This window comes from Moorena sp. SIOASIH (assembly GCF_010671925.1).
Taxonomy (GTDB): Bacteria; Cyanobacteriota; Cyanobacteriia; order Cyanobacteriales; family Coleofasciculaceae; genus Moorena.
The window spans coordinates 648,331-673,514 of record NZ_JAAHIH010000003.1; the positions used below are offsets into that span (position 1 = coordinate 648,331).

Genomic DNA, 25,184 nt, shown 5'->3' on the forward strand with positions numbered 1-25,184 from the left:
AAGCTTTTAACTTTTGTTTAAAAGTTTTAACTTTTTTTAAGGTTAAACCACTTCCTTGACACTATTCAAGTAGGAATCGACTACCTCATTGCTTTCTCCCGCTAACTTTATCCTGCCTTTGTCTAACCAAATCACTCGCTTGCAGTAATGGCGCACAAAGGATAAATCATGGGAGACCACTAAAACAGTGGCATGAGCCTCCCAAAATCTTTCCATGCGTCGCTGGCACTTAATTCTAAAACTTTGATCCCCTACGGATAACACTTCATCTAAAATTAAGATATCTGGCTGTACATCAGTGGCAATGGCAAAGCCTAGCCGCGCTGACATCCCTGAGGATAATCCCTTGACTGGCATTAACTTGTAGTCTTCTAGCTCAGCAAACTCCAAAATCGATGGGGTTCTCTGTTTCATCTCTTGTTTAGAGAAACCTAGCATCACCCCATAGAGTTTGATGTTATCCACTACGGAAAGTTCCGGATCGAATCCAGCTCCTAGCTCAATCAGAGGAGCGATTTCACCTCTGATCCATACCTGACCCCCTGTGGGCTGTAAGATTCCACAGATAACTTTAAGCAGGGTTGATTTTCCTGAACCATTCGGTCCAATGATACCGATTTTTTCCCCAGGTTTTACTGCTAGATGAATGTCATCAAGGACTAAATTCTTGGAAGGTTTGCGGTATTTTCCCTCCAAAAATGATAGTATGGTTTTCTTGAGGTCATAGGAAAACTCTTCTTGGGTTCTTCGCCACAATGAAACCCGATCGAGTCTAATAACTTCTTCTGTCATCTATAACAAATCCATGAAGTGAGGCTGCCAAACTCGAAAGCAAGTCCAGCCTAAGGATACAATTACTATGGCACTTAGGCATGAGTGTCCAATTAACCCTACATCTGGCAAACCTCCTGACAAAGAAATCTGTCGAATGCTTTCAATAATCGGCAATAAGGGATTTAAAAACAAAAAGGGTCTAACCGCCTCTGGGACAATTGTTGCTGGATAAAAGACTGGAGAGCTAATCCATATCACAAAGCATACTAATTCATAGAAATAGGGTAAATCCCTAAAGAAAACATAGAGAACACTGACCAAAAAACCGATGCCGATACTAACCAAAATTAAGGCGATTAACGGAAGACTCAACGCTAGCAAATTGACTACACTTTTTGAAGTAAGCAACGTGACAATAGCTAGGAGAGGAAAGCTGCCAACAGCTAACTGAAACACGTTAGCAGCAATGGTTGAAACTGGAAAGACACTGATTGGTAAGCGAACTTTATTCAACAGGGCACCATTGCCAACTACACTGACTAATGCTTGGTTGGTTGAAGCGGAGAAAAAGTTAGTCACAAGCAACCCAGTAAAAGCAGCCAGAATATAGTTAATGGTTGAGTTGTCATAATAAGAGGCAAAGGTAGCACCAAAAATTGCTGTATATAGTCCTGTCATAATCAAAGGATTTAACAAAGACCAATATACTCCCAGAAGCGATCCTCGATAACGTCCCTTCAGATTTCGCTCTGTTAATATATACAGCAACTCCCAATAGCGCTGAAATTGCCACCGTGCGGTGTTAGCCTTGAGGGATAAGGTCATAATTTATACACCGAATATACCGAATATGAAGATATAGAACCGAATATATAGGGATTCAAGTTAGCCTCCCCACTGGTTCGTAAATGCGCATTCCTAGAACCATAACATATACTGCGAAGAAATTCGCCCTGTCGTGTTCCCACTCCGCACTTTTGGTTACGGCGCGGACGCGCAACCGTTCTGTTTCGGTGTGTATATTCTTATCATAGTTTAGGGAAATTTGTCGAGTAGGAACTTGGTATAATCCCTTGAGAAGTAAGTATCTGACTTGATTTATGTCTCTGACTAGTGCTGACGAACTAGAGCCAAGTCCCTTGCTTTCTTGGCAACTAGGGCAAAGTAACTTGTTAGATTGGCGACCTGTTATCGAAACTAACCCCTCCCTCTGGAGAGAAGCCAAGCAACGGTCTCACTTCGGACCAATGGTGCTAATAGCAACTACCGTAGGGGGGTCAGCGCCACTGTCACTACCAGAAAGCCTACTAGCAGTAGCCCTTACCCTCAGAGGAGCGCAGGTTCATACTCTCCTGTGTGACCATTCTCTGCCTGCCTGCCTCAATCTTCAAAAACTGGATACACCTCAAGAAAGGATTGAAAACTATGATCTAGGAACGATCAAGTGCCAAAAGTGTTTTGCAACCGGTGGTTATCTGTATCAACCGTTGCATTTGACGAACCATGTATTCAGTGAACTGCTCACTGGGCTGGACAGGCTAGAGGCAAAACAGATCGCAGCCCACGTGCGGCTATCAGAGATTGAAAACTATTGCCTGGGCAACTGGAATATTGGTGAACACGCCTATGCTGGGGCGCTGCGCTATTTTACCAGTGGGAATCTAGATAACGAACCCAACAGTGAAATCGTGGTGCGTCGGTATTTTGAAGGTGCTTTGCTGACTGCCTATGCTATGAGTAAGCTACTGTCTAAGTATAATTTTAAGGCTGCTTGCTTCAATCATGGCATCTACTTACCTCATGGCATCATTGGTGAGGTGTGTCGCTCACGCCAAGTGCGGGTGATTAACTGGACCATTGCCTATCGCAAGCGTTGCTTTATTTTTAGCCACGGAGACACTTATCATCACACTATGCTCCGTGAGCCTCTCCATGCCTGGGAAACCATGCCTTGGACTGAGGCAATGGCAGATGACATCCTACAATATTTGAAAAGTCGATGGCAGGGCACTCGGGACTGGATTTGGTTTCATGAAAAACCTGATGAAGAATTTAGCCGAAATGCTGAGGAGATGGGGCTTGACCTGAACCAGCCAGTGATTGGGATGCTCACTAATGTAATGTGGGATGCCCAGTTGCACTATCGCGCTAATGCTTTCCCGAATATGCTAACGTGGGTACTCCAAACGATTGAGTATTTTGCTAAACGTCCTGACTTACAACTGCTGATTCGGATTCATCCGGCAGAGATTCGGGGAACGTTGCCTTCTCGCCAACCCTTGTTGGCAGAAATCAAGAAGGTTTGGTCTCAATTGCCTAAAAATATTTTCATCATTCCTCCAGAAAGTCCTGTGAGTACCTACGCAGCGATGATGGAGTGCGATTCGGTGATTATTTATGGGACAAAAACTGGAGTAGAGTTGACCAGTGTAGGCATTCCGGTGATCGTTGGTGGTGAAGCTTGGATCCGAGATAAGGGAATCACGATGGATCCTTCGACAGCACAGGAGTATTTCCAGTGCTTGGATAAGCTACCCCTTGGTGAACGGTTGGATTCCAATGCCCTTAAACGGGCGAGGATGTACGCCTACCATTTCTTTTTCAGACGGATGATTCCCCTACAATTTACGGAACCTCTATCTGAAAATCCTTACGTGAAGCTGAATATTACTAGCCTAGAGCAATTACTTCCTGGTGCAGATCCGGGTTTGGATATTATCTGTGATGGAATCTTGTCTGGTTCTCCTTTTATCTATCCAGCGGAACGGTTGGGAATTGATCGCGTCTAATATCAAGTCTGGTTGAATACCCATAATTAAGGGGCCCGGGCGCGGGGAGTTTGGGCAGATGGGGAGATGGGCAGATGGGGAGATGGGGGAGGTTTTTATTCAGGGTAATTATCCTGACATGATATTAAGGATGAAGCATCTGGTGCATCTCATTAAAGCTGTTTGACCCGGTGGGTGGCATGGGTATCTGGGTGGAACGGGCATCTGGGTGGAACGGGCATCTGGGTGGAACGGGCATCTGGGTGGAACGGGCATCTGGGTGGAACGGGCATCTGGGTGGAACGGGCATCTTGGTGAAACGGGCATCTTGGTGGAACGGGCATCTGGGTGGAACGGGCATCTGGGTGGAACGGGCATCTTGGTGGAACGGGCATCTTGCCCGTTATCAATATTTTCGAGCGGAGCAAGCCCTTCGGTGGTGCGTTACGGGGCTACTGGCTACGAAGTTGAATATGATGGCAAGGCGCGCCCCTAACGCACCCTACGCACTGGTCTTGTTGGCAATACTTGAGAAAATTTTTAGATTTATCTATCCATTAAGGACTTGTTATTATAACATAAACAATGGGATACTTTGATATCATTATCCCCTAGGGTGCAACTATAACAGCCAGATCAGATTAAGCTGAATCGCTTAATGGTGATGGCTCCATACAGGTGTGTTCAGGAGTGCCTTGTGAACTATATCAAAATTCTGGCTAAGCCTTTTCGTCAAGTCAAAAAGTTTTATCACAGCTCATTGACTCAGTATCCTACCCAACTAGCTAATCCAGGACTAGCTAATCCAGGACAATTGAGTCATTTGAAGATATTAAAGTCTTTAGCTAAACCGGTAATTACCTCTGAGAAAACGTGCATCGTCTCGGTGGTGATTGGGAGTTATAACCGTAGACCTTTACTGGAAAAAGCAATTCAAAGTGTTCGAGATAATCAGATTCGCGTTCCCTATGAAATCATTGTGATTGACGGGGGGTCAACGGATGGCTCTTTAGAATGGCTAATTCAGCAGAAAGATATTATTACTATCATCCAACATAACCGAGGGGAATTCCAAGGGAAGCCACTCAAGCGTCGCAGTTGGGGGTATTTTATGAATCTTGGCTTTAAATCGGCTAAAGGGAAATACATTTTGATGATCAGTGATGATTGTCTGCTATTACCAAATGCGGTTAATTTAGGGCTGGAGAAGTTTGAAGACGTGGAAAAAGCTGGCGGAAAAATAGGGGGAGTAGCTTTCTATTTTCGGAATTGGCCAGAGGATCAAGAGTACTATGTACAACATACCCTTGGGGGCAAGCTGTTTGTTAATCATGGTATGTACTTAAAAGAAGCCCTAGAAGCAGTTGACTGGGCGGATGAAGAGCGATATATCTTTTATAAAGCTGATGGGGATCTCTGTTTAAAGATGTGGCAGCTTAATTATAATATTGTAGATTGTCCAGGAGCTTATGTTGAACATTATTATGATCGAAATGAAGCGGTTCGCCAGACTAACAATGCTGTTTTAGATCATGACCGAGAGGCTTACTTGAAGCGATGGGAAGGAATTTATTATCATCGATATAAGCGGGATCTCCGGAGACGAGTAACTAGGTTTTATGAGGACAAAACTAGAACAGCAGACCAGTTTATGAACTTAGTTTATTAACTTGTATAGGAGTAACTAAATAAATAAATGGCTTCGGTGAAACAGAAAGTTAGTCGGTTGGTAAATCGTCTGTTAGCGTCGATGAATTTAAAGTTGCTAAGGCTTTCAGACTACAAACAAATTGTGGAAGCGAGTCCGGATCCAGGCAGGGAGCTATGGCGATGGCTTCGTGAAACCTATTCGATTAAAACGGTGATTGATATTGGCTCAAATAATGGGGATTTTGCGGAATTTTTAGCCTGTTACTTCAATGCTAAACAGACCTATGTATTTGAACCATTGCCATCTTATCTATCGGACTTGGAAGGAAAAGCGGCTAAGATTCCTAATCTAAAAATTTTTAATGTGGCTTTGTCGGATTATGAAGGAGAAGAGTTATTCTATGAAAATTCTTATGGGCCAGCTTCTTCGATGTTACGCATAAGTGAACTATGTAAGAATGAATTTCCACAGACATCAGGAGAAAGTGAAATTAAAGTAAAGGTTTGCCCCCTGGATGACCTATTACAGTCAGAATTAGAGTCTGATCAATTTGAGAGAGATGTTTTTATAAAGATTGATGTCCAAGGGGTTGAGGATAGGGTGATTAAGGGAGGGAAAAAGTTATTTTCCCTAGGGCGATGTGTTCTGGTTGAAATGTCATTTGTTCCTCTGTATAAGGAACAACCATTATTTGAAGAGGTGCATGAATGTTTGGTAGAGTTAGGTTACAGATTTGCGGGAATTAAAAATCAAATTAATTCTATCAAGTCTGGACAGCCACTATTCTGCCATTGTTTGTATGTCCGTTAGGGTGGTTAATGTTTAGGAGTGAAGGTGAGGAGTTAAGGAACCATGAAACTTTCTGTTGTTGTTGGTACCTATAATCGATTGAGTCTTCTGAAGCAATGTATTACTAGTATTCTTGAACAAACATCAATCCCTACAAAAATTTATGTAACTGATGCGGGGTCTGATGATGGCACTATTGAGTATTTAAATGCGATCGCATCCTCAAATCCACAGGTGATTCCGATTTTGGTGGGAGAAAAGCTTGGTCAAGCTAAAGCCTATAATGATGTGTTCAGACTGGTAGATACTCCCTATGTGTGTTGGGTCAGTGATGATAATGTAATCGTGAACCAGGGTCTAGATACGGCGGTAAAAATACTTGAGGAAAAGCCGAAGATCGGGATGGTAGCCCTGAAAGTAAGGGATAAACAAGGCCCATTCGTGAGTGCTCCCTACATCGGTGGTGTCTCAGTAATTGGTGTGTTAAATGTTAACCAAGGTGTGCTGAGAACTTCCGTATTAAAACAGGTGGGTGGATTCTGTGAAGTATTTCGAGATTATGGGATTGATCCGGATTTGACCACGAAAGTTTTATTATCAGGGCATGATATCGTTTATACTAAAAAGATTGCTATTCATCATTACCGGAATTGGAGTTCGGATCCTAATTCTCCAGAATATGCCCAAATGATGGAGAGGCAAAAGCAGTATAAAGCCCTTTATGCGGAACGGTACTCAAAGTATGCCAAAGGGGGTTGGTTCTGGCAACTGAAAAAGTATCTTTGGGCATTGTTTCGTAAAGGGATCGGGTTTGATCAACACTACAATTCAGACCAACCGATCTTCTGGAATCTCATCCCTCGGGATTGGCACAACATCATGACCAGTCGGTATATTAGTATTACCGATCCGATTACTACCCAACGTAAAAGTTATCACTTAATTCAACATTGTCCAGGATATCTACGACCGAGCTCATTTGAAGTCGAGCCGTTATCGTGAAAGCTATCAGCTATCAGCGGTCAGCTATCAGCTATAGCAGAAGTCAGAAGTCAGAAGTAAAACTATTGCGCTTACTTAGGTTTGATACTTTTGTCATGTCCTAACTGCCCTGGCGACTGCTATATCAGCTATCAGCTATCAGCTATCAGCTATCAGCTATAAGTTATCAGCTATCAGCTATAAGTTATTAGCTATCAGCTATAAGTTATTAGCTATCAGCTATCAGCTATCAGCTATAAGCTATAAGCTATCAGCTATCAGCTATCAGCTGACGGCTGACCGCTGACCGCTGACCGCTGACCGCTGAATGCTGAATGCTGACAAAAAGACAAATAAGTATTGAAATCTCAGCTAATTAATGGTAAACCAATGGTCAGTGGTAAAAAACCAATAGGAATTTATTGGTTGTAGGAGTGTAAAATGTCTCGAAGACTGACTATTAATGGCTTTGAAATTCATGATGATAGCGATTGCTTTGTAATTGCTGAAATTGGGAATAACCATCAAGGCAGCTTGGAAAAGTGTAAAGAAATGTTCCGGATTGCTAAGGAATGCGGAGCGAATGCTGTAAAACTACAAAAACGAGACAATCGTGCCCTTTACACTAAAGCTGCTTTCGACAAGCCCTATGACCATGAAAATAGTTTTGGTTTGACCTACGGTGAGCATCGGGAGTTTCTAGAATTTGGTGCTTACGAATATCAGGAACTGAAAAAGTATGCTGAAGAAGTAGGGATTACGTTTTTCTCTACTGCTTTTGATATTCCGAGTGCGGACTTTTTGGGTGAGTTGGATATGCCAGCTTATAAGATCGCTTCTGGAGACCTCAAGAGCTTGCCCTTAATTAAACATGTTGCCCAATTCCAGAAGCCGATGATCGTTAGCACTGGTGCAGCTACTTTAGAGGATGTGCAACGGGTTTACGATGCGATCATGCCGATTAATCCCCAGTTGTGTATCCTCCAATGTACTGCAAGCTATCCAGCGGACTTTGAAGAACTTAACCTAAAGGTGATCCAGACCTATCGGGAACTGTTCGGTGATATTGTGATTGGTCTATCTAGCCATGACAACGGTATCGCGATGGCAGTGGCGGCTTATGTTCTCGGGGCTCGTGTGATTGAGAAACACTTTACCCTGAACCGGGCGATGAAAGGAACAGACCATGCTTTCTCGTTAGAACCGACAGGGTTGCGCAAGATGGTAAGAGACCTCAGACGCACTCGCCAAGCTTTTGGGGATGGGGTGAAGAAGGTACACCTGAATGAACGTCCTGCTTACTTGAAGATGGGGAAAAAACTGGTTGCTGCGGATAATTTACCTGTAGGACATGTTTTAAGGGCAGAGGATATCGCGATGAAATCCCCAGGGGATGGTTTACCCCCCTATGAATTGGACAATGTGATTGGTAAAGTCTTAACCAAACCCCTAAGGGTGGATGAGTCGATTACTTTGGCTGGGTTGGTGGAAAATCTTGAAAAGGTTGCTTTGTAGGGTGTTGTTGGCTTCGTGAATTATTTTGACCTCTCTGGCAAAATCGCTATTGTTACTGGAGTCTTAGGTAAACTTGGACCGGTGTGGAGTCGGGCATTACTGGATGCTGGCGCAACGGTTGTGGGGATAGACCTACCATCAGCTCAGGTGCCAAGCTCCTTTGAGCTACTTCAAGGGCATTATCCCAAGACTCGTTTGTGTTTGGAGCGGGGTGATATATGCGATCGCACTGCCATGATCGCAATCCGCGATCGCATCCTGAGCGACATGGGCATTCCTGCCGTGATTGTTAACAATGCTGGGATTGACCAACCTCCTGGTCCAGTGAAAACCTACAGCTTGGAAGATATCCCCCTAGAGATTTGCCGCAATGTGTTTGAGGTTAATGTCTTGGGAGCATTCCAGGTGACCCAAGTCTTCGGTAGCCCAATGGTGGAAGCTAGACGAGGTTCAATCATTAATATCGGTTCGTTGTATGGGAGCGTATCTCCCGATGCCCGGTTTTATCAGCATCTGGAGTGCGACCCTCCTTTTTTAAAACCCCCTGCCTATGGGGCATCGAAGGCAGCACTGGTGAATTTAACCCGGTACTTTGCTACCCACTGGGGACCCTTTGGTGTCCGGGTTAATGCCCTTTCTCCAGGAGGAGTATTGGGTGGACAGGATGAGGAATTCAAAGGTCAATTTTGCGATCGCGTTCCTCTAGGACGGATGGCGAAGTTTGAGGATTTACTTGGCCCATTAGTGTTTCTGGCATCCGATGCCTCTGCTTATGTCACAGGTATCGAACTCAGAGTTGATGGCGGTTTTACCGTGTGGTAAGGTGGACGTGTGTTGAAGCACCCTTTAACCAGGCTGTCAAGGAAAGGGAAAACTACCAATAACACTAATGACTAATAACTAAATTGTTTTAATCATGTTTTAATCAGGGTGTATTTTACTGTCTTGATGTAGTCGCTCATGGCTGAGTTATAGAGTTACAACTTTGAGATGCACCCTTTAATAACTAAAGTATTTATTGAAAACCAGAAGTATTTTAACTATCCCTACGGCAAGCGCAACGGTTACGAAACGATTAGTAAACTTTTAAATTTTCCTACTTATAGTATTCGCAAATATTTAGGAATTAAAGTCATTAAGCGCTACCGAGAATTACCTAGTATACCTAAAAAAGATGGATTTTTAGTGTGGTTTCCCCAAAAGTTGGCTCCGGTTACCCAAGTGATTGGGAAATGTCGGGAATATATCGCTAATGTTGATCAATCTATTTTTACCAAAAAAGGGAAAGGAAAGGAACAATACCTCAGAGGTATCCATCCAGATGATTCTAAACTTACGGAGTCTTTAGTAAAACTAGCTTGTGATCCTACTTTAGTAAGTATAGTAACAAAATACATTGGGATATTACCAATTATCAATGGCGTTAAGTTACTCTACTCGCCAAATAAAAAAATCTATGAAGGAGGAGCTCAATTTTTTCATTTAGACCCGGAAGGAGTTAGGCAAATCAAGCTATATATTTATGTAGAGGATGTGACAGAAGAGTCTGGTCCTCTGACCCTAATCCCAGCTCAAGAATCCCATAAAATCTACCGATTATACCCAGGGGGAAGACTCAGGGATGACTGGGTCAGTCGCTTCATTGATCCGCAATATTTCTATTCGATAACTGGTGCGTCGGGGACAATGATATTTGCCGATACATCCAGATGTTTCCATTTCGGTAGCCGACCAGGAAAAAAACCCAGGTTTGTGATTATTATACAATATATATCGCCCTTTGCCATCAATTTCCCTTGGTTTGGGTGGGTTAGAAAGCCACTTCATGCTCGCTTGGTTAATCACAATACTTCAACGATAGACCAATATCTTTTGGGAGTTAAATAGAGGGAATAGGGAGTAGGGAGTAGGGAGTAGGGAGTAGGGAATAGGGAATCGGGAATCGGGAGTCGGGAATCGGGAATAAATTATGTTTACTTCATAGCTAGGAAAAACGCTATAGTAATGAATGTGGGTTCCAGGGCAGTATTATTCACCTAGGAATTAGGATTGCTGAGAACTTGTACCATTACAAAAAAACTTAATATCGGAAGTTATAACAATCAATTTCAGTACTGAAAAAAGCAAATATTATTACTTTTACCGACTCCCGACTCCCGACTCCCGACTCCCGACTCCCGACTCCCTGCTCCCTGCTCCCTGCTCCCTACTCCCTGTTCCCTGTTCCCTGTTCCCTGTTCCCTATCTTGATTGCTATTGTTTGAGCTTCTCTTGGTATGATTACTCACCATGAGATATTTCCAAGGGGGGAAAAATAATGGCACAAGACTATTTACCCAGCCAAGTCTTGAACTGGATTGATGGTCAACAAGTAGCAGCAGTGGCAGGAGAATGGTTTGATAAGCTAGACCCCACCAATGGTGAAGTGCTATGTCAGGTGGCTCGCTCAAGAGCAGCAGATATTGAACAAGCGGTAAGGTCAGCTAAACAGGCCCAACCGGCTTGGGCTGATACTCCCCCGGTACAACGGGGAACTATCTTACACGAGATTGTCCTGGGTATGAAAGCCCGTCAGGAGGAGATTGCCAAGATTGTAGCAGCAGAAACCGGTAAGTCCTATGGTTCAGCTTATGGAGAAACTGGCGGTGCGATCGCATTAGGATTATTCTACGCTAGTGAAGGACAACGGTTGTATGGTCGCACCACTACCAGCGGTGTGGTTAATAAATATGCCATGACTGTGCGTCAACCCCTCGGAGTAGCTGGATTAATTATTGCGGCCAATACTCCCATTGCTAATGTGGCCTGGAAAGTCTTTCCAGCTCTGATTTGTGGCAATAGCGCTGTATTAAAAGTAGCAGAAGACACTCCCGCCACTGCTTGGATAGTTGGACAAATTGCTAAAGAGGCTGGGTTACCCCCTGGTGTACTAAATATTATTCAGGGATATGGTGAAGAAGCAGGGGCTCCCTTGGTTGCTCATAATGATGTGGCTGTGGTTAGCTTTACCGGCTCCACAGAAGTAGGACGAATTGTGCAACGGGTAGCTGGGGAGCGCTTTGGCAGGGTATCCCTGGAGTTGGGGGGTAAGAATCCCTTGGTGGTGTGTGATGATGCGGATTTGAACAATGCCATCAAGTGGACCTTACTCTCAGTGTTCAGTAATGCTGGTCAACGTTGTGCGTCTGCTAGTCGAATCATTGTCTTTGATAGCATTTATGATCAATTCCGTGACCAATTAGTGGAGAAAACCAAGGAATTAAAATTAGGTTCCACTGACCAGGATGACCTTGGTCCAGTGATTAATGAGCAACAGTTGACTAACATGATAGCAGCGGTGAAACAGGCACAGCAAGCAGGAGCAACGGTGCTGGTGGGAGGCGATCGCTTAAAGGACCCTGACCATGCTACTGGTTTCTATATGGCACCGACCCTGCTAGAGAATGTAGACCCCCACGCGGAAATTTCTCAATGTGAATTATTTGGTCCGATTGCTAGTCTCTACCGGGTCAAAGACTTTAAGGAAGCTCTTGCTCTTGCTAACGATTCCCCCTATGGCTTAACTGCTGCGATTCACACTCGCAACATTCACCGTGCAGTACGGTTTTGTGAGAAAGTCCAAACTGGAGTAGCTGTAGTGAATGCCGGTACCTATGGCAGTGAACCTCATATGCCCTTTGGTGGACTCAAGCAATCTGGTAATGGTACCCGTGAACCAGGCACAGAAGCTTTGGATGTCTATTCTGAGTTGAAGGATATCTATATTAATATTGATCCTGAGCAATTTTGATCGTAAGGGAGTAGGGAGTAGGGAGTAGGGAGTAGGGAGTAGGGAGTAGGGAGTAGGGAGTAGGGAGTAGGGAGTAGGGAGTAGGGAAAAAATCCTGTTTCCTTTATTACTATAAGTAACGTTATATACCCTTGGATTACGGTTATCCAAGGGTAATCGTTTTAGACGCAAATAATTGCTGACCGCTGACCACTGACCACTGACTGCTTACATATGTTTAAATACTACCGAAAGATTATTAGCTGGCATTTGGTAAGTTTTTTCAAGGATGAGATTATTATTACTGGCAACCTCTACAACATCTTCTAAATTACGTACTCCCCATTCTGGGTTTTGTTCTCGTAAATAGGAGTCAAAATCAGCGTTAGAAAGTGCAGTGTGTTTATTACCTTGTTTGTAGGGACCGTATAAATATAGAAGATCTCCTGATGAAAGGATACGACCAGCACCTGCCATTAATCCTAAACAAGTAGACCATGGTGAAATGTGAATCATATTAATATTCACCATCGCTACAATATCTGGTATTTCTGATAGTATTTCCTTTTCTACTTTCCAAACCGGCTGACTGGCATCAATATCAAGGGGTTGATAAAGGTTTTCCGTAGGGGAATGGTTAGCCCAGGCGATGATACTTTCACGGAGGGAAGCATCAATATCGGAAGGAATCCATTTTCGAGGTTTTAACTGTTGTGCAAAATATATAGCGTGTTCTCCCGTACCGCTAGCAATTTCTAAAATTGTGCCAGTGGCTGGTAATATCTCTAAAAGTACTTGTAAAATTGCTTCCCGGTTGCGCTGGGTTGCTGGGGCGTATTTTCTGCTGTCCACTAATTCTTCTCCCCGATAATGATAAGAGTGGGAACAGGCAAGATGCCCATTCCACAAAGCTATTAATATCATCCCATACAGCGGAGCAGGCAAGAGGCAAGAGGCAAGAGGCAAGAGGCAATAGGCAATAGGCAAGAGAGATGTAGGGTGGGCAGTGCTTAGCTTCGAAATTGTCAGCTTTTTAATTGGTATGAAGCACTGCCCACCTGACGATTAATCTTATTCAAACTATAGACAATTAACTCCTATTTTATAGATGTAGGGTGGGCAGTGCTTAGCTTCGAAATTGTCAGCTTTTTAATTGGTATGAAGCACTGCCCACCTGACGATTAACATTATTAAAAAATAATACAATTAACTATTTTTTATATTTAAGTTACTGTCTGTCGGTGGGCCGTGCTGACTTAACCGATTACAAGCTTTGGAATTGGTCTTAGGCACTGCCCACCCTACGATTACTGCTACGATTACTACGATTAATTTTAGCAAAAATGTAGACAAATAAAAACTAGTTTATATTCCCACTCGCCCCACAGTTACCACACTCACCACCCTCTCCACAATCTCCATATTTCGTAATAAAAAAAATTTTCTAAACCCCTTGACAGTATATTTATTTATTTATAAATTAATAATGTAAATAGTTTCAAACAATAACTGGTCATGAATCAAAACATTAACCCCAACTCCGATGAAAATCAAAACCCTGACAATCAAGGTCGCAAACCTAAGAAAGTCAAGCACATCTTGATTGGTTCTCCTAAACAAGTTCGGCATACTATTTATGCCATTTATGCCCTGAAATACGCCTATCCCGACGAGTGGAGCACTCCCGAGCCTACGGAAAATCCTGGTGAGGTTATGACCACTTTGATTCGGTATTTGTACTTAGACTAGGATAGGAGTTTGCCAGGGTTTGCCGCCCTGGCGGCCAAAAATTCCAGAGGTTATTTTTAAGCTATCAGCTATCAGTTATCAGCCGTCAGCTATCAGCTATCAGCTATCAGCTATCAGCTATCAGCTATCAGCTATCAGCTTTTGAATAAAATAATCTGAAAACTGATTACTGACCACGGACCACTGACTACTGACCACTGACTACTGACCACTGACTACTGAATGCTTACGTGGAGGGGTATAATGTAAACAGGGTTAGGATGTACTTGCTGGAAAGCAGTTACTGAGTAACTTGATAAGAGTCAAGAACTCGCCGCTAAGTTCTAACGAACTATAGCGGGAGCTTGTTTTAAGCTCTAACTTGACCAGACTAAGGTTCGTGAGAAACCTACGTTATTTGAATTATGAAACCTGATAATGCGTGCCAGTTTTCAGCTCTTTCGTACAGCTTTAAACAGGTGTAACGAGTTAAGCCAGTGAGTTGTACCTAACAAGTTCAAATAACATTGTCGAGGCCAACTTTACCCGAAAGGAGAGACTCAAAGTAATGCGAGTTTTCGTACTAGACAAAAACTTGAAACCTCTTGACCCATGCCATCCAGCACGAGCAAGAGAGCTATTGAACATGGGAAGGGCTAAAGTATTTAAACGGTACCCATTTACAATTGTGTTAAAAAACAGGATTTTAGAAAAATCTGTCACTCATTCACATCGTTTAAAGATAGACCCTGGTAGTAAAACAAGCGGGATTGCTATTGTTCAAGAAGAAACAGGACGTGTCACAAGCGCCTTAGAAATATCTCACAGGGGACAACAGATTAAGGATTCTCTAGAGTCTCGCAGGGCATTAAGGAGAGGTAGACGCAACCGTAAGACTCGATATCGCAAACCTCGTTTTTTGAACAGAACTCTTAGACAAGGATGGTTACCCCCATCTCTTGAAAGCCGAATTAACAATATTGAGACTTGGGTGAAACGAATTAGAAAAGTCTGTCCGATTAGCGCTATTTCTCAAGAGTTGGTCAGGTTTGATTTGCAGCAAATGCAAAACCCTGAAATTAGCGAGGTCGAATATCAACGCGGTGAGTTATTCGGCTTTGAGGTCAAGGAATACTTGCTTGCCAAATGGGGGAGAAAATGTGTCTACTGCAACGCTGAAAACACCCCATTGGAAATAGAACACATTGTCCCCAAATCAAAAGGAGGTTCTAACAGAGTAAGCAATCTAACCTTAGCTTGTAGACCTTGTAATCAGAAAAAAGGTAGCAAATTTGTAGAAGATTTTTTAAGTAAAAAGCCTGAACTATTGAAAAAAATTAAGGGGAAAACCAAGACTCCACTTAAAGACGCGACTGCGGTTAATACTACCCGATCGGAATTGTATAGAAGACTTCAAGAAACCGGGTTACCTGTAGAAGTAGGTTCTGGGGGACTGACCAAATTTAACCGTAAGGTCAGAATGATTGAAAAACACCATTGGACTGATGCTTCTTGTGTTGGTAAATCAACACCTGAGCGGCTACTTATCAGGGGAATAAAACCGCTGTTAATTGCAGCTAAAGGACACGGAACTAGGCAGCGTTGTCGTCCTAACAAATATGGGTTTCCGAAAGCTCACGCTCCAAAAGCTAAGTTTTTTCAGGGTTTTCAAACAGGTGATATTGTTAAAGCTGATGTCATCAAAGGTAAGTTTGCTGGTCAATATGTCGGACGTATTGCAATTCGCTTTAGACCTAGCTTTACCCTTCAACTACCAACTCAAAAATTTGACGTACATCCCAAATACTTGAAAACTATTCACAAGGCTGACGGCTATGAATATCAATCTTGAAAATAAGGATACCCTATCGGGTAGTTTACTAGAAGCGCGGCAATTCCCCTCCCGCTAACCCGTGCCGGGTATAACGGGAGTCCCCTTGCCCCATCTCAGATGGATTCCTTGATTTAGTTTTTGTTTGGATTTGAGTAAAGCTAAGCTGTACTCAATTACGTTTACACAATAGAATTCGGTCAAGCATTGGGGTTAACCAAAACTTGACCGATTTTTTTTATATCAGCTATTAGTGGTCAGTTACGGCGGTTTGCATAACTATCAAGTACACAGGATTTTATCATTCTTCCCTCTTCACTGCTCCGAGGCTCCCTAAAACCTAAATATTACCTCACAAGTCGTATAATTGCTATATTGATTGGTATACTTATAGGATTTATCAATATGCAATTTTTAGAGGAAGTATTACTGACCACTGACAACAGCAATGGTGACCCCAAATTCGTCTACCCATTTCTGGAAACCAACCTAGAAAAACTTGATGATAACTTTATCGATATCTTGCAAACTTGGGCAAGTGCTAAACTCTCAGAAGCGCAACCAGAAACAGCAGAAGCGATCGCAGCCGTTATTGGGGAATTCAGTACTTTGATTAGCGACTTTCCTCTGGGTAATAGAGCTAATAACATGGACATTGCTATTGCTGGTTACGAACAGGTGCTAAAGGTATTTACTCGTGAGAGTAACCCGGAAAGTTGGGCAACGATTCAAAACAATCTGGCTAATGTTTATACTGACAGAATCCGTGGCGACAGGGCTGAAAATATCGAAAAAGCGATCGCCCAATATCAACTAGCTTTGTCGGTTTATAGCAAAGAAGACTTCCCGATTGATTGGGCAATGACTCAAAATAACCTGGGCAATAGCTATAAAAATAGAATCCGTGGGGACAGGGCTGAAAATCTTGAACTTGCTATTTCCCAATACCAACTAGCTTTATCCGTTTACAGCAAATCCGACGTCCCCCAGGATTGGGCAATGACTCAAAATAACCTGGGCAATGCCTACAAAAACAGAATCTGTGGCGACAGGGCTGAGAATATCGAAAAAGCTATTTTCCAATACCAACTAGCGTTGTCAGTTCACACTAAATCAGACTTTCCCATCGAGTGGGCCATGACTCAAGCTAACCTGGGCACAGCTTACTGTGACAGAATCGATGGGGATAGGGCTGAGAATCTTGAACTTGCCATTGAAGCATTCCAACTAGCTTTGGCAGTTTATACCAAAGAAGACTTCTCCTACGAGTGGGCACAGACTAAAAACCACCTGGGCGAAGCCTATAGAAACAGAATCCGTGGCGACAGGGCTGAGAATCTTGACCTTGCTATTTCCCAATACCAACTCACTTTGTCCGTTTACACCAAAGCCGACTTCCCCATGGAGTGGGAAATGACTCACAAGAACCTAACTATAGCTGATAGTGACAGAATTTTATAGGACAGACCTGAGAATACGACTGACCGCTGACCGCTGACGGTAAAATATATAGATATTGATCAACTATCTTCTCAACTATGACAACTCTCGTATTTGTCCATGGCACAGGGGTTAGGCAAGCTGCCTATGAGCAAACCTTTAAGATAGTTGAGGGGTTTGTCACTAAACAACGTCCGGACATTACCGTTGTTCCTTGCTTTTGGGGTGAGCAATTTGGGAGTAAGCTCAATGCTAAAGGGGCATCGATACCATTGTTTGATGCTACTTTAGCTCTGGATCAGGGAGAAGAAGAAGAGCAAAATATTATTCTTTGGCAGCAGTTATATCAGAATCCCCTTTATGAGTTGGGATTATTGTCGTTTCAACCTAGGGCTGCTGGTGATAGTAATCCGTTTGGAGAACAACCAGGTGATCAATTACATGACCGGTTGCTGGCTTTGACTCCTACTGGAGAATTCCAGGCTAACTTACAAGCAGCGGGCATAGCAGAAGTGTTTGATCAGGCACGACGCCATGTTACTCGCAGTGATGTTTATCAAGACGTATTAAACCAAGTCTCTGATTCAGATAGTGACTGTTATGATACTATCGCAAGAGCAATTATTGCTCAGGGAATTTTTGACTGTCAGCAGCACAATCAGGATTCCATCATAATTCCTGAGCCGGAATTGCGTGATCAACTCGTGAAATCACTCAGTGATGCTTTGGGTTCGCAGAAGCAATTGGGATTGGGTGACTGGCTCCAGAAACCACTTTCCTTCTTGGCCGGTCCAGCGACAGCTTGGGTGAGGAGTAAAAGGGGTGCAATTACTGAAGCAAATACTCCTACACCTGGTGATATCATACTCTATCAAAGTCGGGGTCAGCAAATACGTAATTTTATCCAGAAAACGATAGAAGACGCTGAACCACCAGTTGTTATATTAGCTCATAGTTTAGGAGGGATTGCTTGTGTTGATTTACTGGTGATGCAACCAATTAAACAGGTGACATTATTAATTACAGTGGGTTCTCAAGCTCCCTTTTTATACGAAATTAATGCCTTATCTAGCTTAGAATTTGGTCAGCCTCTGCCAGACTTTTTTCCGGAGTGGTTGAATATTTATGATTTACGGGATTTCCTTAGTTACATTGGTGCTACTCTATTTCCTAATAAAGTCCAAGATGTTTTGGTGGATAGTAAACAACCGTTTCCCCAAGCTCATAGTGCTTATTGGACAAATCCTGCTACTTGGAAAGCAATTATCCCGAGGTTACCATGACTATGGGTTCATCTCATATTTGCTGTTTGAACCGGTGGTGCGTTACGGGGCGGGCTATCACAACCCTGGCTACGCAAAAAATCATGGCAAGTCCGCCCCTAACGCACCCTACGGGACATTTATAAAAGTGAGATGCACTCCATGACTATTACTGCTAAGCCAGAAAAAACCTATGGGTTGATTGTCGGTATCGAGAACTATCAAGCAAAAAACTGGAATGTTAATGGTCCCGTTCATGATGCCATCAAGTTTGCTAATTGGTTGTTATCACGAGGCGTGCCAACAGATAATATCAGGCTCTGTTTGTCTCCTTTATCTGAAAATAGTACACTGGTTAATAACTTTGAGATAACCTCAAAGCCAGCAACGGAGCATAATCTAGTTGATATCATTACTAATGATCTGTCCCAAAAACCAGGAGAGTTACTGTTTATATTTTGGGCAGGCCATGGTTTAATTACTTCGGAGCGTAATCGGAGGCTAATTTGTGCTGATGCTAGTAAAACTAATTGGCAAAATCTAGATTTTAATTCCCTGTTACTGCTTTTAGGTTCAGATTCCTTTGGGATTACCAATCATATTTGTATAGTCGATGCTTGTGCTAATTATGTTTTAGAGTCAAGAGGGCGACCAACTATTTTAGGAGGGAAACAGTTTCCTAGTGGTCAACCTAGGAAAAACAGTCAACAGTTTGTCTTACTAGCTACGAGAGAAGGGGAGACAGCGAAAGTTAACTCCTCGGAAAAAACGGGATACTTTTCCCAAGCCGTAAGAAAAGCGTTGGAGCATCATGACTGGCTGCCAGATATGCAAGTAGTTGCTGATCACGTTAAGCAACAATTTGCTAGTTTAAATAAACAACAACTACCAACCTATTTTTATCGTCGCAGTTGGGATAGTGATATCGATGTTTATCATCCTAATCCCTTTGAGATTGCCCACAATATACCCAGTACTTAAGCCTGTAAGTTTGTGGATAGACTGCAGCCACTGGAAGAGTTATATCAGCTATTGCAGCAAAATAATATTGTAGCAATTACTGATATTAGAGGTAAGGGGGGAGTAGGGAAAACAGAACTAGCAATTCAATACTCTTGGTACAAATTAGAAGATTATCCCGGTGGCTGTTGTTGGTTAAATATCCAGGGAGTCGATATTGTCACTCAGCTCTCGGAATTTGCATTTGTGAATGAATTTCCTGGTTTTAAGATTCCTGAAAATCTCACCATTGCTAGCCAACTGGCTTATTGCTGGAAAAACTGGCGACCGGGTAAGGTTTTATTAGTATTTGATAATGTCACTAACATCGAGGAAATCCAAGATTACTTACCGCCCATGGGTTCTCGATTTAGGGTGTTAATTACTACTCGTAGCTCACAGTTACCCTATCCGTCACTTCCTCTAGGAGAATTACCAGAAACTGAAGCTCTAGAGTTATTAGCACAGTTGTTAGGAAAGGAGTTGGTTCAAAAAGAGTTAGAGTTTGCCACAAAACTCTGTCAATTCGTTGGCTGTGTACCTTTAGGATTATACAATGCGGCAGCGCTATACTCAAAGCCAGGGAGTACATGATGCTAGAAGAACTTTTATCGCTCCTAGAGCAGAAGCAATCTCAAGAAGAGGACTCTGGTACAGATGTTGTCCTGGAACTCAATTGGGATGCTTTAGAGTCCTCAGCTCAAGAAATGGCCGGTCTCCTGAGTTTGTTTGCCTTGGCTCCTATGCCATGGTCATTAGTATCCGAGGCGGCTAGGGCTACTAGCTTGGACTTTGATTTGGTCGTTAATCGGGATATCTTAGTTCAAAAGTATCTACTCCAGAAGTTGGATGAGAATACCTACCAATTTCATGAACGGATTAGAGAATTTTTGAGTATCAAGGGGGAACAATTAGCTAATATTGAAAACCTAAAACAGGGGGTTTGTTCAGCTATCGTAGCAATAGCAAAGGATATTCCTCATACCCTAATTCAGTCCGACATTCTAGCAATTACCCCTGCTATCCCTCACCTGGTGGAAGTTGCCACTAACCAAAAAGAATACTTAAATGACGAAGATTTAATCTGGCCTTTTCTTGGCTTAGCCCGCTTTTACCATGGTCAAGGCGCTTACCAACAAGCATTGCCTTGGTATCAGCAGTGCTTATCAACGGTTAGAGAGCGCTTGGGTGAAGAACACCTATATGTGGCAGAAAGCCTCAACAACCTGGCTTTACTGTACTCAAGCCAGGGGCGGTACCAAGAAGCCGAACCCCTTTACCTGCAAGCCTTAGACCTGAGGCAAAGCCTGCTGGGTGAACAACACCCAGATGTGGCCACCAGCCTCAACAACCTGGCCGGACTGTACAAAAGCCAGGGGCGCTACCAAGAAGCCGAACCCCTCTTCCAGCAAGCCTTAGACCTGAGGAGACGCCTGCTGGGTCAAGAACACCCAGATGTGGCAAGAAGCTTCAACAACCTGGCGGGACTGTACAAAAGCCAGGGGCGGTACCAAGAAGCGGAACCCCTTTACCTGCAAGCCTTAGACCTGATGAAACGCCTGCTGGGTCAAGAACACTTACATGTGGCCACCAGCCTCAACAACCTGGCCGGACTGTACTCAAGCCAGGGGCGGTACCAAGAAGCGGAACCCCTGTTGCAGCAAGCCTTAGACCTGACGCAACGCCTGCTGGGTCAAGAGCACCCATATGTAGCAATCGTCCTCAACCACCTGGCAGCACTGTACTCAAGTCAGGGGCGGTACCAAGAAGCGGAACCCCTTTACCTGCAAGCCTTAGACCTGAGGCAACGCCTGCTGGGTCAAGAACACTTACATGTGGCCACCAGCCTCAACCACCTGGCAGCACTGTACTCAAGCCAGGGGCGGTACCAAGAAGCGGAACCCCTTTACCAGCAAGCCTTAGACCTGACGCAACGCCTGCTGGGTCAACAACACCCAGATGTGGCAAGCAGCCTCAATAACCTGGCTTATCTGTACGAGCGCCAGGGGCGATACGAACAGGCCGAACCCCTATACCTGGAAGCCTTAGAGCTGAAGAAACGCCTGCTGGGTCAACAACACCCAGATGTGGCCACCAGCCTCAACAACCTGGCAGGACTGTACTATAGCCAAGGGCGCTACGAAAAAGCGGAACCCCTGTACCAGCAAGCCTTAGACCTGAGGAAACGCCTGCTGGGTCAACAACACCCAGATGTAGCCGCCAGCCTTAACAACCTGGCCGGACTGTACTCATGCCAGGGGCGCTACAAAAAGGCCAAAACTCTCTACCAACAGGCTCTACACATTGCTGTCAAACCCTTGGGAGAGGAACATCCCACAACTCGCATTATTTCCGATAACTTGAACTATCTATTGGTAAGATCCCAAGTTGGCAAATTGGCTCAAACTAACGATAAGACTATGGTTTTAAAGCCTAATTGAAAGTTTTATAGCAATCCTAAATCAGTTGTAATATCAAGTCAGGTTGAATACCCATAATTAGAGCGAGGGTGGGAAGTGTGGGGAGATGGGGGAGGTTTTTATTAACGGTAATTATCCTGACATGATATAGCGCTACGCGCCAGGCAATAGGCAATAGGCAATAGGCAATAGTGAAGAAAAAAGCTTACTAATCAAGGGATTGAGCGATTTGAATTTTTCTTCATTTTTCCTAACTTTAATACAAGCTCAAAAGCTGTTGTAGTAAACTCTTGCCTTTTGCCTCTTGCCTCTTGCCTTGCGCGTAGCGCTATAAAACCCTGACTTGATATTACCAGCTTGTTACCATAGTTTAGGATTATTTAAAGACTTTACGCATTTGATATTCACAGCAGCATCTGGCTTCTCTATCTCACCAAGTAGGAGCGCCTGCCAACCAAAAGGCCACTCCAATGGATATGGAGTAATGAAATGTGTTGCCAACTCTGCTTTAAAGCCAAATCGTTCATAATACCTAGGATCACCATACACGAAGACAATAGTCACATTCATACTACGCAATCGCTTAAGCCCAGCATCAATTAGTTTACTCCCCACACCATTACCTTGGCATTCTGGCTTAACAGCGAGTGGTGCCAGAATATACCCATGGAAATCTGGTTTTTCGCCAATAAATACAGGACTATATGCAACGTTTCCAATTATTTCATTGTCATCGACCGCTACCAATGATAGGGTACAAGGCTCCGTAATATTGGAGATGAGGTCATCAGCGAGACCTGCCACAAGATCACCCTCCCCGATCGGAAAGGCCGACATATGTAAGGAGCGCACGCTCTCACGATCCCTTATTTCTGCATCTCGGATAATCATGTTGTGCGGCTTCATGTATTGAGTTATTATTTAATTTTTAGTCTAAATTCCAGTTTTGTTCAACCCTAAATTTGCGGTAAACAACTCACCGCTAACTCACCCACGAGTATAGCGGGAGCTTTCCGGCTCATCGTTTACCAGTCTGAGTTCTTCGAGAACTACGTTATTTCTAAGTGTTTAAGTTCCTACCTGGGGATGCGTAGCTAGTCCCCAGCTCTAGAACTCAGTTATTAAACAGACGTAGTTGAGTTAGGTCGGTGTAACTGAGAAAGTACCGAGAAATAACATTGACGAAGCTAACTTTACCCTAGCAATAGGAGAAAACACAATTATGCGTGTCTTTGTACTCAACAATAATCGAAAACCTTTAGACCCCTGTAAACCGGCGAGAGCAAGAATTTTACTTTCATCAGGCAAAGCAAAGGTCTATCGTCGTTACCCATTTACTATCATTTTGACGGAGTAAATAAAGGAACCAATCACTCGCGAACATCAATTAAAAATAGACCCTGGCGCAAAAACAAGCGGTTTAGCTATTGTCCAAGGGAAGCGAGTCATCTGGGGAGCCGAACTTACCCATAGGGGCTTTCAAATACGAGATGCTTTAACCTCTCGCAGGCAATTAAGGCGCAGTAGACGGAATCGCAAGACTCGATACCGCAAGCCCAGGTTTCTTAATAGAACCAGACCAAAAGGTTGGCTAGCTCCTAGTCTTATGTCTAGAGCTCAAAATATTTTAACTTGGGTTAAAAAGCTGACTCGATTATGTCCTGTTAAAGGAATCTCTCAAGAGTTGGTCAGATTCGACACTCAGAAACTGCAAAACCCTGAAATATCTGGGATCGAGTATCAGCATGGTACACTTTACGGTTATGAACTTCGGGAATATTTACTTGAAAAATGGAATCGTAAATGCGCTTACTGCGGAGCGGTGGATACTCAATTAGAAATCGAACATATCAAGCCCAAATCTAAAGGCGGCTCTGATCGGGTTTCTAATTTAGCGATCGCGTGTCATCCATGCAATCAGGCTAAATCAAATCAAGACATCGAGCTTTTCCTCTCCAAAAACCCTAGTCTCTTAAAACGCATACTAAATCAGGCTAAACGTCCCTTAGCTGATGCGGCTTCTGTTAATACTACCCGCTGGAAGTTGTACCACGAACTAAAATCAATAGGATTGCCACTTGAGGTAGGTAGCGGCGGATTAACTAAATTTAATAGGTGTCGTCAAAATCTTCCGAAAACCCATTGGCTGGATGCGGCGAATGTAGGAAAAGTTGAAACATTGATTATTGAAGTAACCCATCCTTTGATAATAACCGCCAAGGGGCACGGCACTCGTCAGCTCTGTAGAACAAATAAGTATGGGTTTCCCACTCGTCATTGCTCCAGAATCAAGTTTCACAAAGGTTTTCAAACAGGCGATATCGTTCGTGCTGTAGTAACCAAAGGAAAGAAGATCGGTACTTATGTAGGACGGGTTGCAACCAGAAAATCAGGGTCTTTCAACATCTCGACTAAATCAGGATTGGTGCAGGGCGTCAGTCACAAATACTGCCAATTTATTCACAGGAAGGATGGTTATGCCTATACAAACTAAACAGGGAGGCGGACAGATGAAAAATATAACTATGCTATCTACCACACTCCTGATTGCTACCTCTGGATTAGTTTTGGTGGCACCCCAGGCAGCTTCAGCTTTAAATTGGAACTGGAGTTATTCTGCTCCTGGTATCGAAGCCAGTGGTACTTTCACTACTAATGATACTCCTGATGATTTGGGTTTTTTCCTGATTTCTGAAATTACTGGCACGCGCAACAGCGAAACCATTACTGGTTTGCAACCTACTGGTACTTCTACACCGGGAAACGAACCTTTTGAAGTTGACAATTTAATTAGTCTTGATGCTAATCAGTTAACAACTGACGGCTTTGGGTTTTCCACCTCAGCTGGAAACTTTGTTAATGTCTTTTTCGCTAGTTTTTTGCAGCCCCCTAGTTTTTTTGAAGTTTTTTCAGCACCGCCATTGATCACTGGTTTTGAAAATTTAGGACCGGAAGATAGTGAGTTACCGATTAGTTTTTCTGCGAAACCGGTGATTGTCCCTGAACCCACTCATAGTATAAGTATCTTTACCCTTGCCACTCTCGGCTTAGCTTCAACCATCAAACGTAAGCTTAAACCTTCCCCATCTAAACAAAAGGTTTAGGCTCAATTACTTATCAGTAGGAAAAAACTGAAACGCGATCGCTACTCAGCTAATCCCTCACAGCTGACAGCTCACACATAATTTATGACTCACTAAACCGTACACCTGAGACCAAATTGTATTCATAACTAGAACGTTATGGTCTCGTTTATC

The 25,184-nt window shown here is 43.4% G+C and carries 22 protein-coding genes and 1 pseudogene; 18 read left to right on the forward strand and 5 right to left on the reverse strand.

The genetic code is table 11. From position 1 onward, the window contains the following. Nucleotides 1-42: 42 nt before the first annotated feature. Nucleotides 43-792: an ABC transporter ATP-binding protein gene (locus tag F6J90_RS18080; RefSeq protein ID WP_293063648.1), complete on the reverse strand. Its 750-nt coding sequence runs from the start codon at nt 790-792 to the stop codon at nt 43-45. Next, nucleotides 793-1,599: an ABC transporter permease gene (locus tag F6J90_RS18085; RefSeq protein WP_293096337.1), complete on the reverse strand. Its 807-nt coding sequence runs from the start codon at nt 1,597-1,599 to the stop codon at nt 793-795. A 275-nt stretch (nt 1,600-1,874) separates the two neighbouring features. Between F6J90_RS18085 and F6J90_RS18090 the strand changes: the two genes are divergently transcribed. The 8 genes from F6J90_RS18090 (at nt 1,875) to F6J90_RS18125 (ending at nt 10,365) form a co-directional block, all read left to right on the forward strand. Then, nucleotides 1,875-3,563 carry a capsule biosynthesis protein gene (locus F6J90_RS18090; RefSeq protein ID WP_293096339.1) on the forward strand — a complete coding sequence of 563 codons (1,689 nt, stop codon included), beginning with the start codon at nt 1,875-1,877 and terminating at the stop codon, nt 3,561-3,563. A 208-nt stretch (nt 3,564-3,771) separates the two neighbouring features. Continuing rightward, on the forward strand, nt 3,772-4,038 hold the full coding sequence (locus tag F6J90_RS18095; RefSeq protein WP_293096342.1) for a hypothetical protein: 267 nt from the start codon (nt 3,772-3,774) through the stop codon (nt 4,036-4,038). Nucleotides 4,039-4,239: 201 nt separating this feature from the next. After that, on the forward strand, nt 4,240-5,211 hold the full coding sequence (locus F6J90_RS18100) for a glycosyltransferase (protein WP_293096345.1): 972 nt from the start codon (nt 4,240-4,242) through the stop codon (nt 5,209-5,211). A gap of 27 nt (nt 5,212-5,238) precedes the next feature. Then, the gene (locus F6J90_RS18105) at nt 5,239-6,003 is read left to right on the forward strand and encodes an FkbM family methyltransferase (protein WP_293096348.1); all 765 of its coding nucleotides are present in this window, start codon (nt 5,239-5,241) and stop codon (nt 6,001-6,003) included. 42 nt (nt 6,004-6,045) lie between these two features. Beyond that, complete coding sequence (locus F6J90_RS18110) at nt 6,046-6,984, forward strand: glycosyltransferase (protein WP_293096351.1); 939 nt, start codon at nt 6,046-6,048, stop codon at nt 6,982-6,984. 420 nt (nt 6,985-7,404) lie between these two features. Then, a complete protein-coding gene (locus tag F6J90_RS18115; RefSeq protein WP_293096354.1) occupies nt 7,405-8,478 on the forward strand; it encodes an N-acetylneuraminate synthase family protein in 1,074 nt (357 codons plus the stop codon). 15 nt (nt 8,479-8,493) lie between these two features. Then, a complete protein-coding gene (locus F6J90_RS18120; RefSeq protein ID WP_293096357.1) occupies nt 8,494-9,300 on the forward strand; it encodes an SDR family oxidoreductase in 807 nt (268 codons plus the stop codon). Nucleotides 9,301-9,468: 168 nt separating this feature from the next. Further along, nucleotides 9,469-10,365 (forward strand): hypothetical protein, encoded by an 897-nt coding sequence (locus F6J90_RS18125; RefSeq protein ID WP_293096359.1) that lies wholly within the window; start codon nt 9,469-9,471, stop codon nt 10,363-10,365. A 221-nt stretch (nt 10,366-10,586) separates the two neighbouring features. Here the strand turns inward: F6J90_RS18125 and F6J90_RS18130 are convergent, their stop codons facing one another. After that, nucleotides 10,587-10,769 (reverse strand): hypothetical protein, encoded by a 183-nt coding sequence (locus F6J90_RS18130; RefSeq protein WP_293096362.1) that lies wholly within the window; start codon nt 10,767-10,769, stop codon nt 10,587-10,589. Between the two features lie 26 nt (nt 10,770-10,795). Between F6J90_RS18130 and F6J90_RS18135 the strand changes: the two genes are divergently transcribed. Beyond that, nucleotides 10,796-12,268: an aldehyde dehydrogenase family protein gene (locus F6J90_RS18135; protein WP_293096365.1), complete on the forward strand. Its 1,473-nt coding sequence runs from the start codon at nt 10,796-10,798 to the stop codon at nt 12,266-12,268. A 207-nt stretch (nt 12,269-12,475) separates the two neighbouring features. On the opposite strand, the gene F6J90_RS18140 is transcribed toward F6J90_RS18135, so the two are convergent. Beyond that, nucleotides 12,476-13,234: a DUF938 domain-containing protein gene (locus tag F6J90_RS18140; protein WP_293096368.1), complete on the reverse strand. Its 759-nt coding sequence runs from the start codon at nt 13,232-13,234 to the stop codon at nt 12,476-12,478. Between the two features lie 528 nt (nt 13,235-13,762). Here F6J90_RS18140 and F6J90_RS18145 point away from each other — a divergent pair. The 7 genes from F6J90_RS18145 to F6J90_RS18175 all read left to right on the forward strand — a co-directional run bounded on the left by F6J90_RS18145 (nt 13,763) and on the right by F6J90_RS18175 (nt 21,948). Further along, nucleotides 13,763-13,996 carry a hypothetical protein gene (locus F6J90_RS18145; RefSeq protein WP_293096371.1) on the forward strand — a complete coding sequence of 78 codons (234 nt, stop codon included), beginning with the start codon at nt 13,763-13,765 and terminating at the stop codon, nt 13,994-13,996. A gap of 547 nt (nt 13,997-14,543) precedes the next feature. Beyond that, a complete protein-coding gene (gene iscB / locus F6J90_RS18150; RefSeq protein WP_293096373.1) occupies nt 14,544-15,827 on the forward strand; it encodes an RNA-guided endonuclease IscB in 1,284 nt (427 codons plus the stop codon). A gap of 384 nt (nt 15,828-16,211) precedes the next feature. Next, entirely contained in the window at nt 16,212-17,267 is a 1,056-nt protein-coding gene (locus tag F6J90_RS18155; RefSeq protein WP_293096376.1) for a tetratricopeptide repeat protein, read from the forward strand. A 77-nt stretch (nt 17,268-17,344) separates the two neighbouring features. Next, entirely contained in the window at nt 17,345-18,529 is a 1,185-nt protein-coding gene (locus F6J90_RS18160) for a hypothetical protein (protein ID WP_293096379.1), read from the forward strand. Nucleotides 18,530-18,670: 141 nt separating this feature from the next. Continuing rightward, nucleotides 18,671-19,489, forward strand: a complete 819-nt coding sequence (locus tag F6J90_RS18165; RefSeq protein WP_293096381.1) for a caspase family protein — start codon at nt 18,671-18,673, stop codon at nt 19,487-19,489. A 12-nt stretch (nt 19,490-19,501) separates the two neighbouring features. Continuing rightward, entirely contained in the window at nt 19,502-20,101 is a 600-nt protein-coding gene (locus tag F6J90_RS18170; RefSeq protein ID WP_293096384.1) for an NB-ARC domain-containing protein, read from the forward strand. Beyond that, complete coding sequence (locus F6J90_RS18175) at nt 20,098-21,948, forward strand: tetratricopeptide repeat protein (RefSeq protein ID WP_293096386.1); 1,851 nt, start codon at nt 20,098-20,100, stop codon at nt 21,946-21,948. The genes F6J90_RS18170 and F6J90_RS18175 overlap by 4 nt, the downstream gene beginning before the upstream one ends. Before the next feature lie 339 nt (nt 21,949-22,287). Here F6J90_RS18175 and F6J90_RS18180 read toward each other — a convergent pair whose 3' ends face one another. Further along, entirely contained in the window at nt 22,288-22,833 is a 546-nt protein-coding gene (locus tag F6J90_RS18180; RefSeq protein WP_293096388.1) for an N-acetyltransferase, read from the reverse strand. A 316-nt stretch (nt 22,834-23,149) separates the two neighbouring features. On the opposite strand from F6J90_RS18180, the pseudogene iscB (F6J90_RS18185) reads away from it, so the two are divergent. Beyond that, nucleotides 23,150-24,421: pseudogene (gene iscB, locus F6J90_RS18185) on the forward strand (RNA-guided endonuclease IscB). Continuing rightward, the gene (locus tag F6J90_RS18190; RefSeq protein ID WP_293096391.1) at nt 24,405-25,031 is read left to right on the forward strand and encodes a PEP-CTERM sorting domain-containing protein; all 627 of its coding nucleotides are present in this window, start codon (nt 24,405-24,407) and stop codon (nt 25,029-25,031) included. The pseudogene iscB (F6J90_RS18185) and the gene F6J90_RS18190 overlap by 17 nt, the downstream one beginning before the upstream one ends. Nucleotides 25,032-25,184 lie beyond the last annotated feature (153 nt).

Bases quoted from the DNA above. Each gene is read 5' to 3' on its own strand.
- F6J90_RS18080 (WP_293063648.1), bottom strand. From the start codon at position 792: ATGACAGAAGAAGTTATTAGACTCGATCGGGTTTCATTGTGGCGAAGA.
- F6J90_RS18085 (WP_293096337.1), bottom strand. From the start codon at position 1,599: ATGACCTTATCCCTCAAGGCTAACACCGCACGGTGGCAATTTCAGCGC.
- F6J90_RS18090 (WP_293096339.1), top strand. From the start codon at position 1,875: ATGTCTCTGACTAGTGCTGACGAACTAGAGCCAAGTCCCTTGCTTTCT.
- F6J90_RS18105 (WP_293096348.1), top strand. From the start codon at position 5,239: ATGGCTTCGGTGAAACAGAAAGTTAGTCGGTTGGTAAATCGTCTGTTA.
- F6J90_RS18110 (WP_293096351.1), top strand. From the start codon at position 6,046: ATGAAACTTTCTGTTGTTGTTGGTACCTATAATCGATTGAGTCTTCTG.
- F6J90_RS18115 (WP_293096354.1), top strand. From the start codon at position 7,405: ATGTCTCGAAGACTGACTATTAATGGCTTTGAAATTCATGATGATAGC.
- F6J90_RS18125 (WP_293096359.1), top strand. From the start codon at position 9,469: ATGCACCCTTTAATAACTAAAGTATTTATTGAAAACCAGAAGTATTTT.
- F6J90_RS18130 (WP_293096362.1), bottom strand. From the start codon at position 10,769: ATGGTGAGTAATCATACCAAGAGAAGCTCAAACAATAGCAATCAAGAT.
- F6J90_RS18135 (WP_293096365.1), top strand. From the start codon at position 10,796: ATGGCACAAGACTATTTACCCAGCCAAGTCTTGAACTGGATTGATGGT.
- F6J90_RS18145 (WP_293096371.1), top strand. From the start codon at position 13,763: ATGAATCAAAACATTAACCCCAACTCCGATGAAAATCAAAACCCTGAC.
- iscB (WP_293096373.1), top strand. From the start codon at position 14,544: ATGCGAGTTTTCGTACTAGACAAAAACTTGAAACCTCTTGACCCATGC.
- F6J90_RS18155 (WP_293096376.1), top strand. From the start codon at position 16,212: ATGCAATTTTTAGAGGAAGTATTACTGACCACTGACAACAGCAATGGT.
- F6J90_RS18160 (WP_293096379.1), top strand. From the start codon at position 17,345: ATGACAACTCTCGTATTTGTCCATGGCACAGGGGTTAGGCAAGCTGCC.
- F6J90_RS18165 (WP_293096381.1), top strand. From the start codon at position 18,671: ATGACTATTACTGCTAAGCCAGAAAAAACCTATGGGTTGATTGTCGGT.
- F6J90_RS18175 (WP_293096386.1), top strand. From the start codon at position 20,098: ATGATGCTAGAAGAACTTTTATCGCTCCTAGAGCAGAAGCAATCTCAA.
- F6J90_RS18180 (WP_293096388.1), bottom strand. From the start codon at position 22,833: ATGAAGCCGCACAACATGATTATCCGAGATGCAGAAATAAGGGATCGT.
- F6J90_RS18190 (WP_293096391.1), top strand. From the start codon at position 24,405: ATGCCTATACAAACTAAACAGGGAGGCGGACAGATGAAAAATATAACT.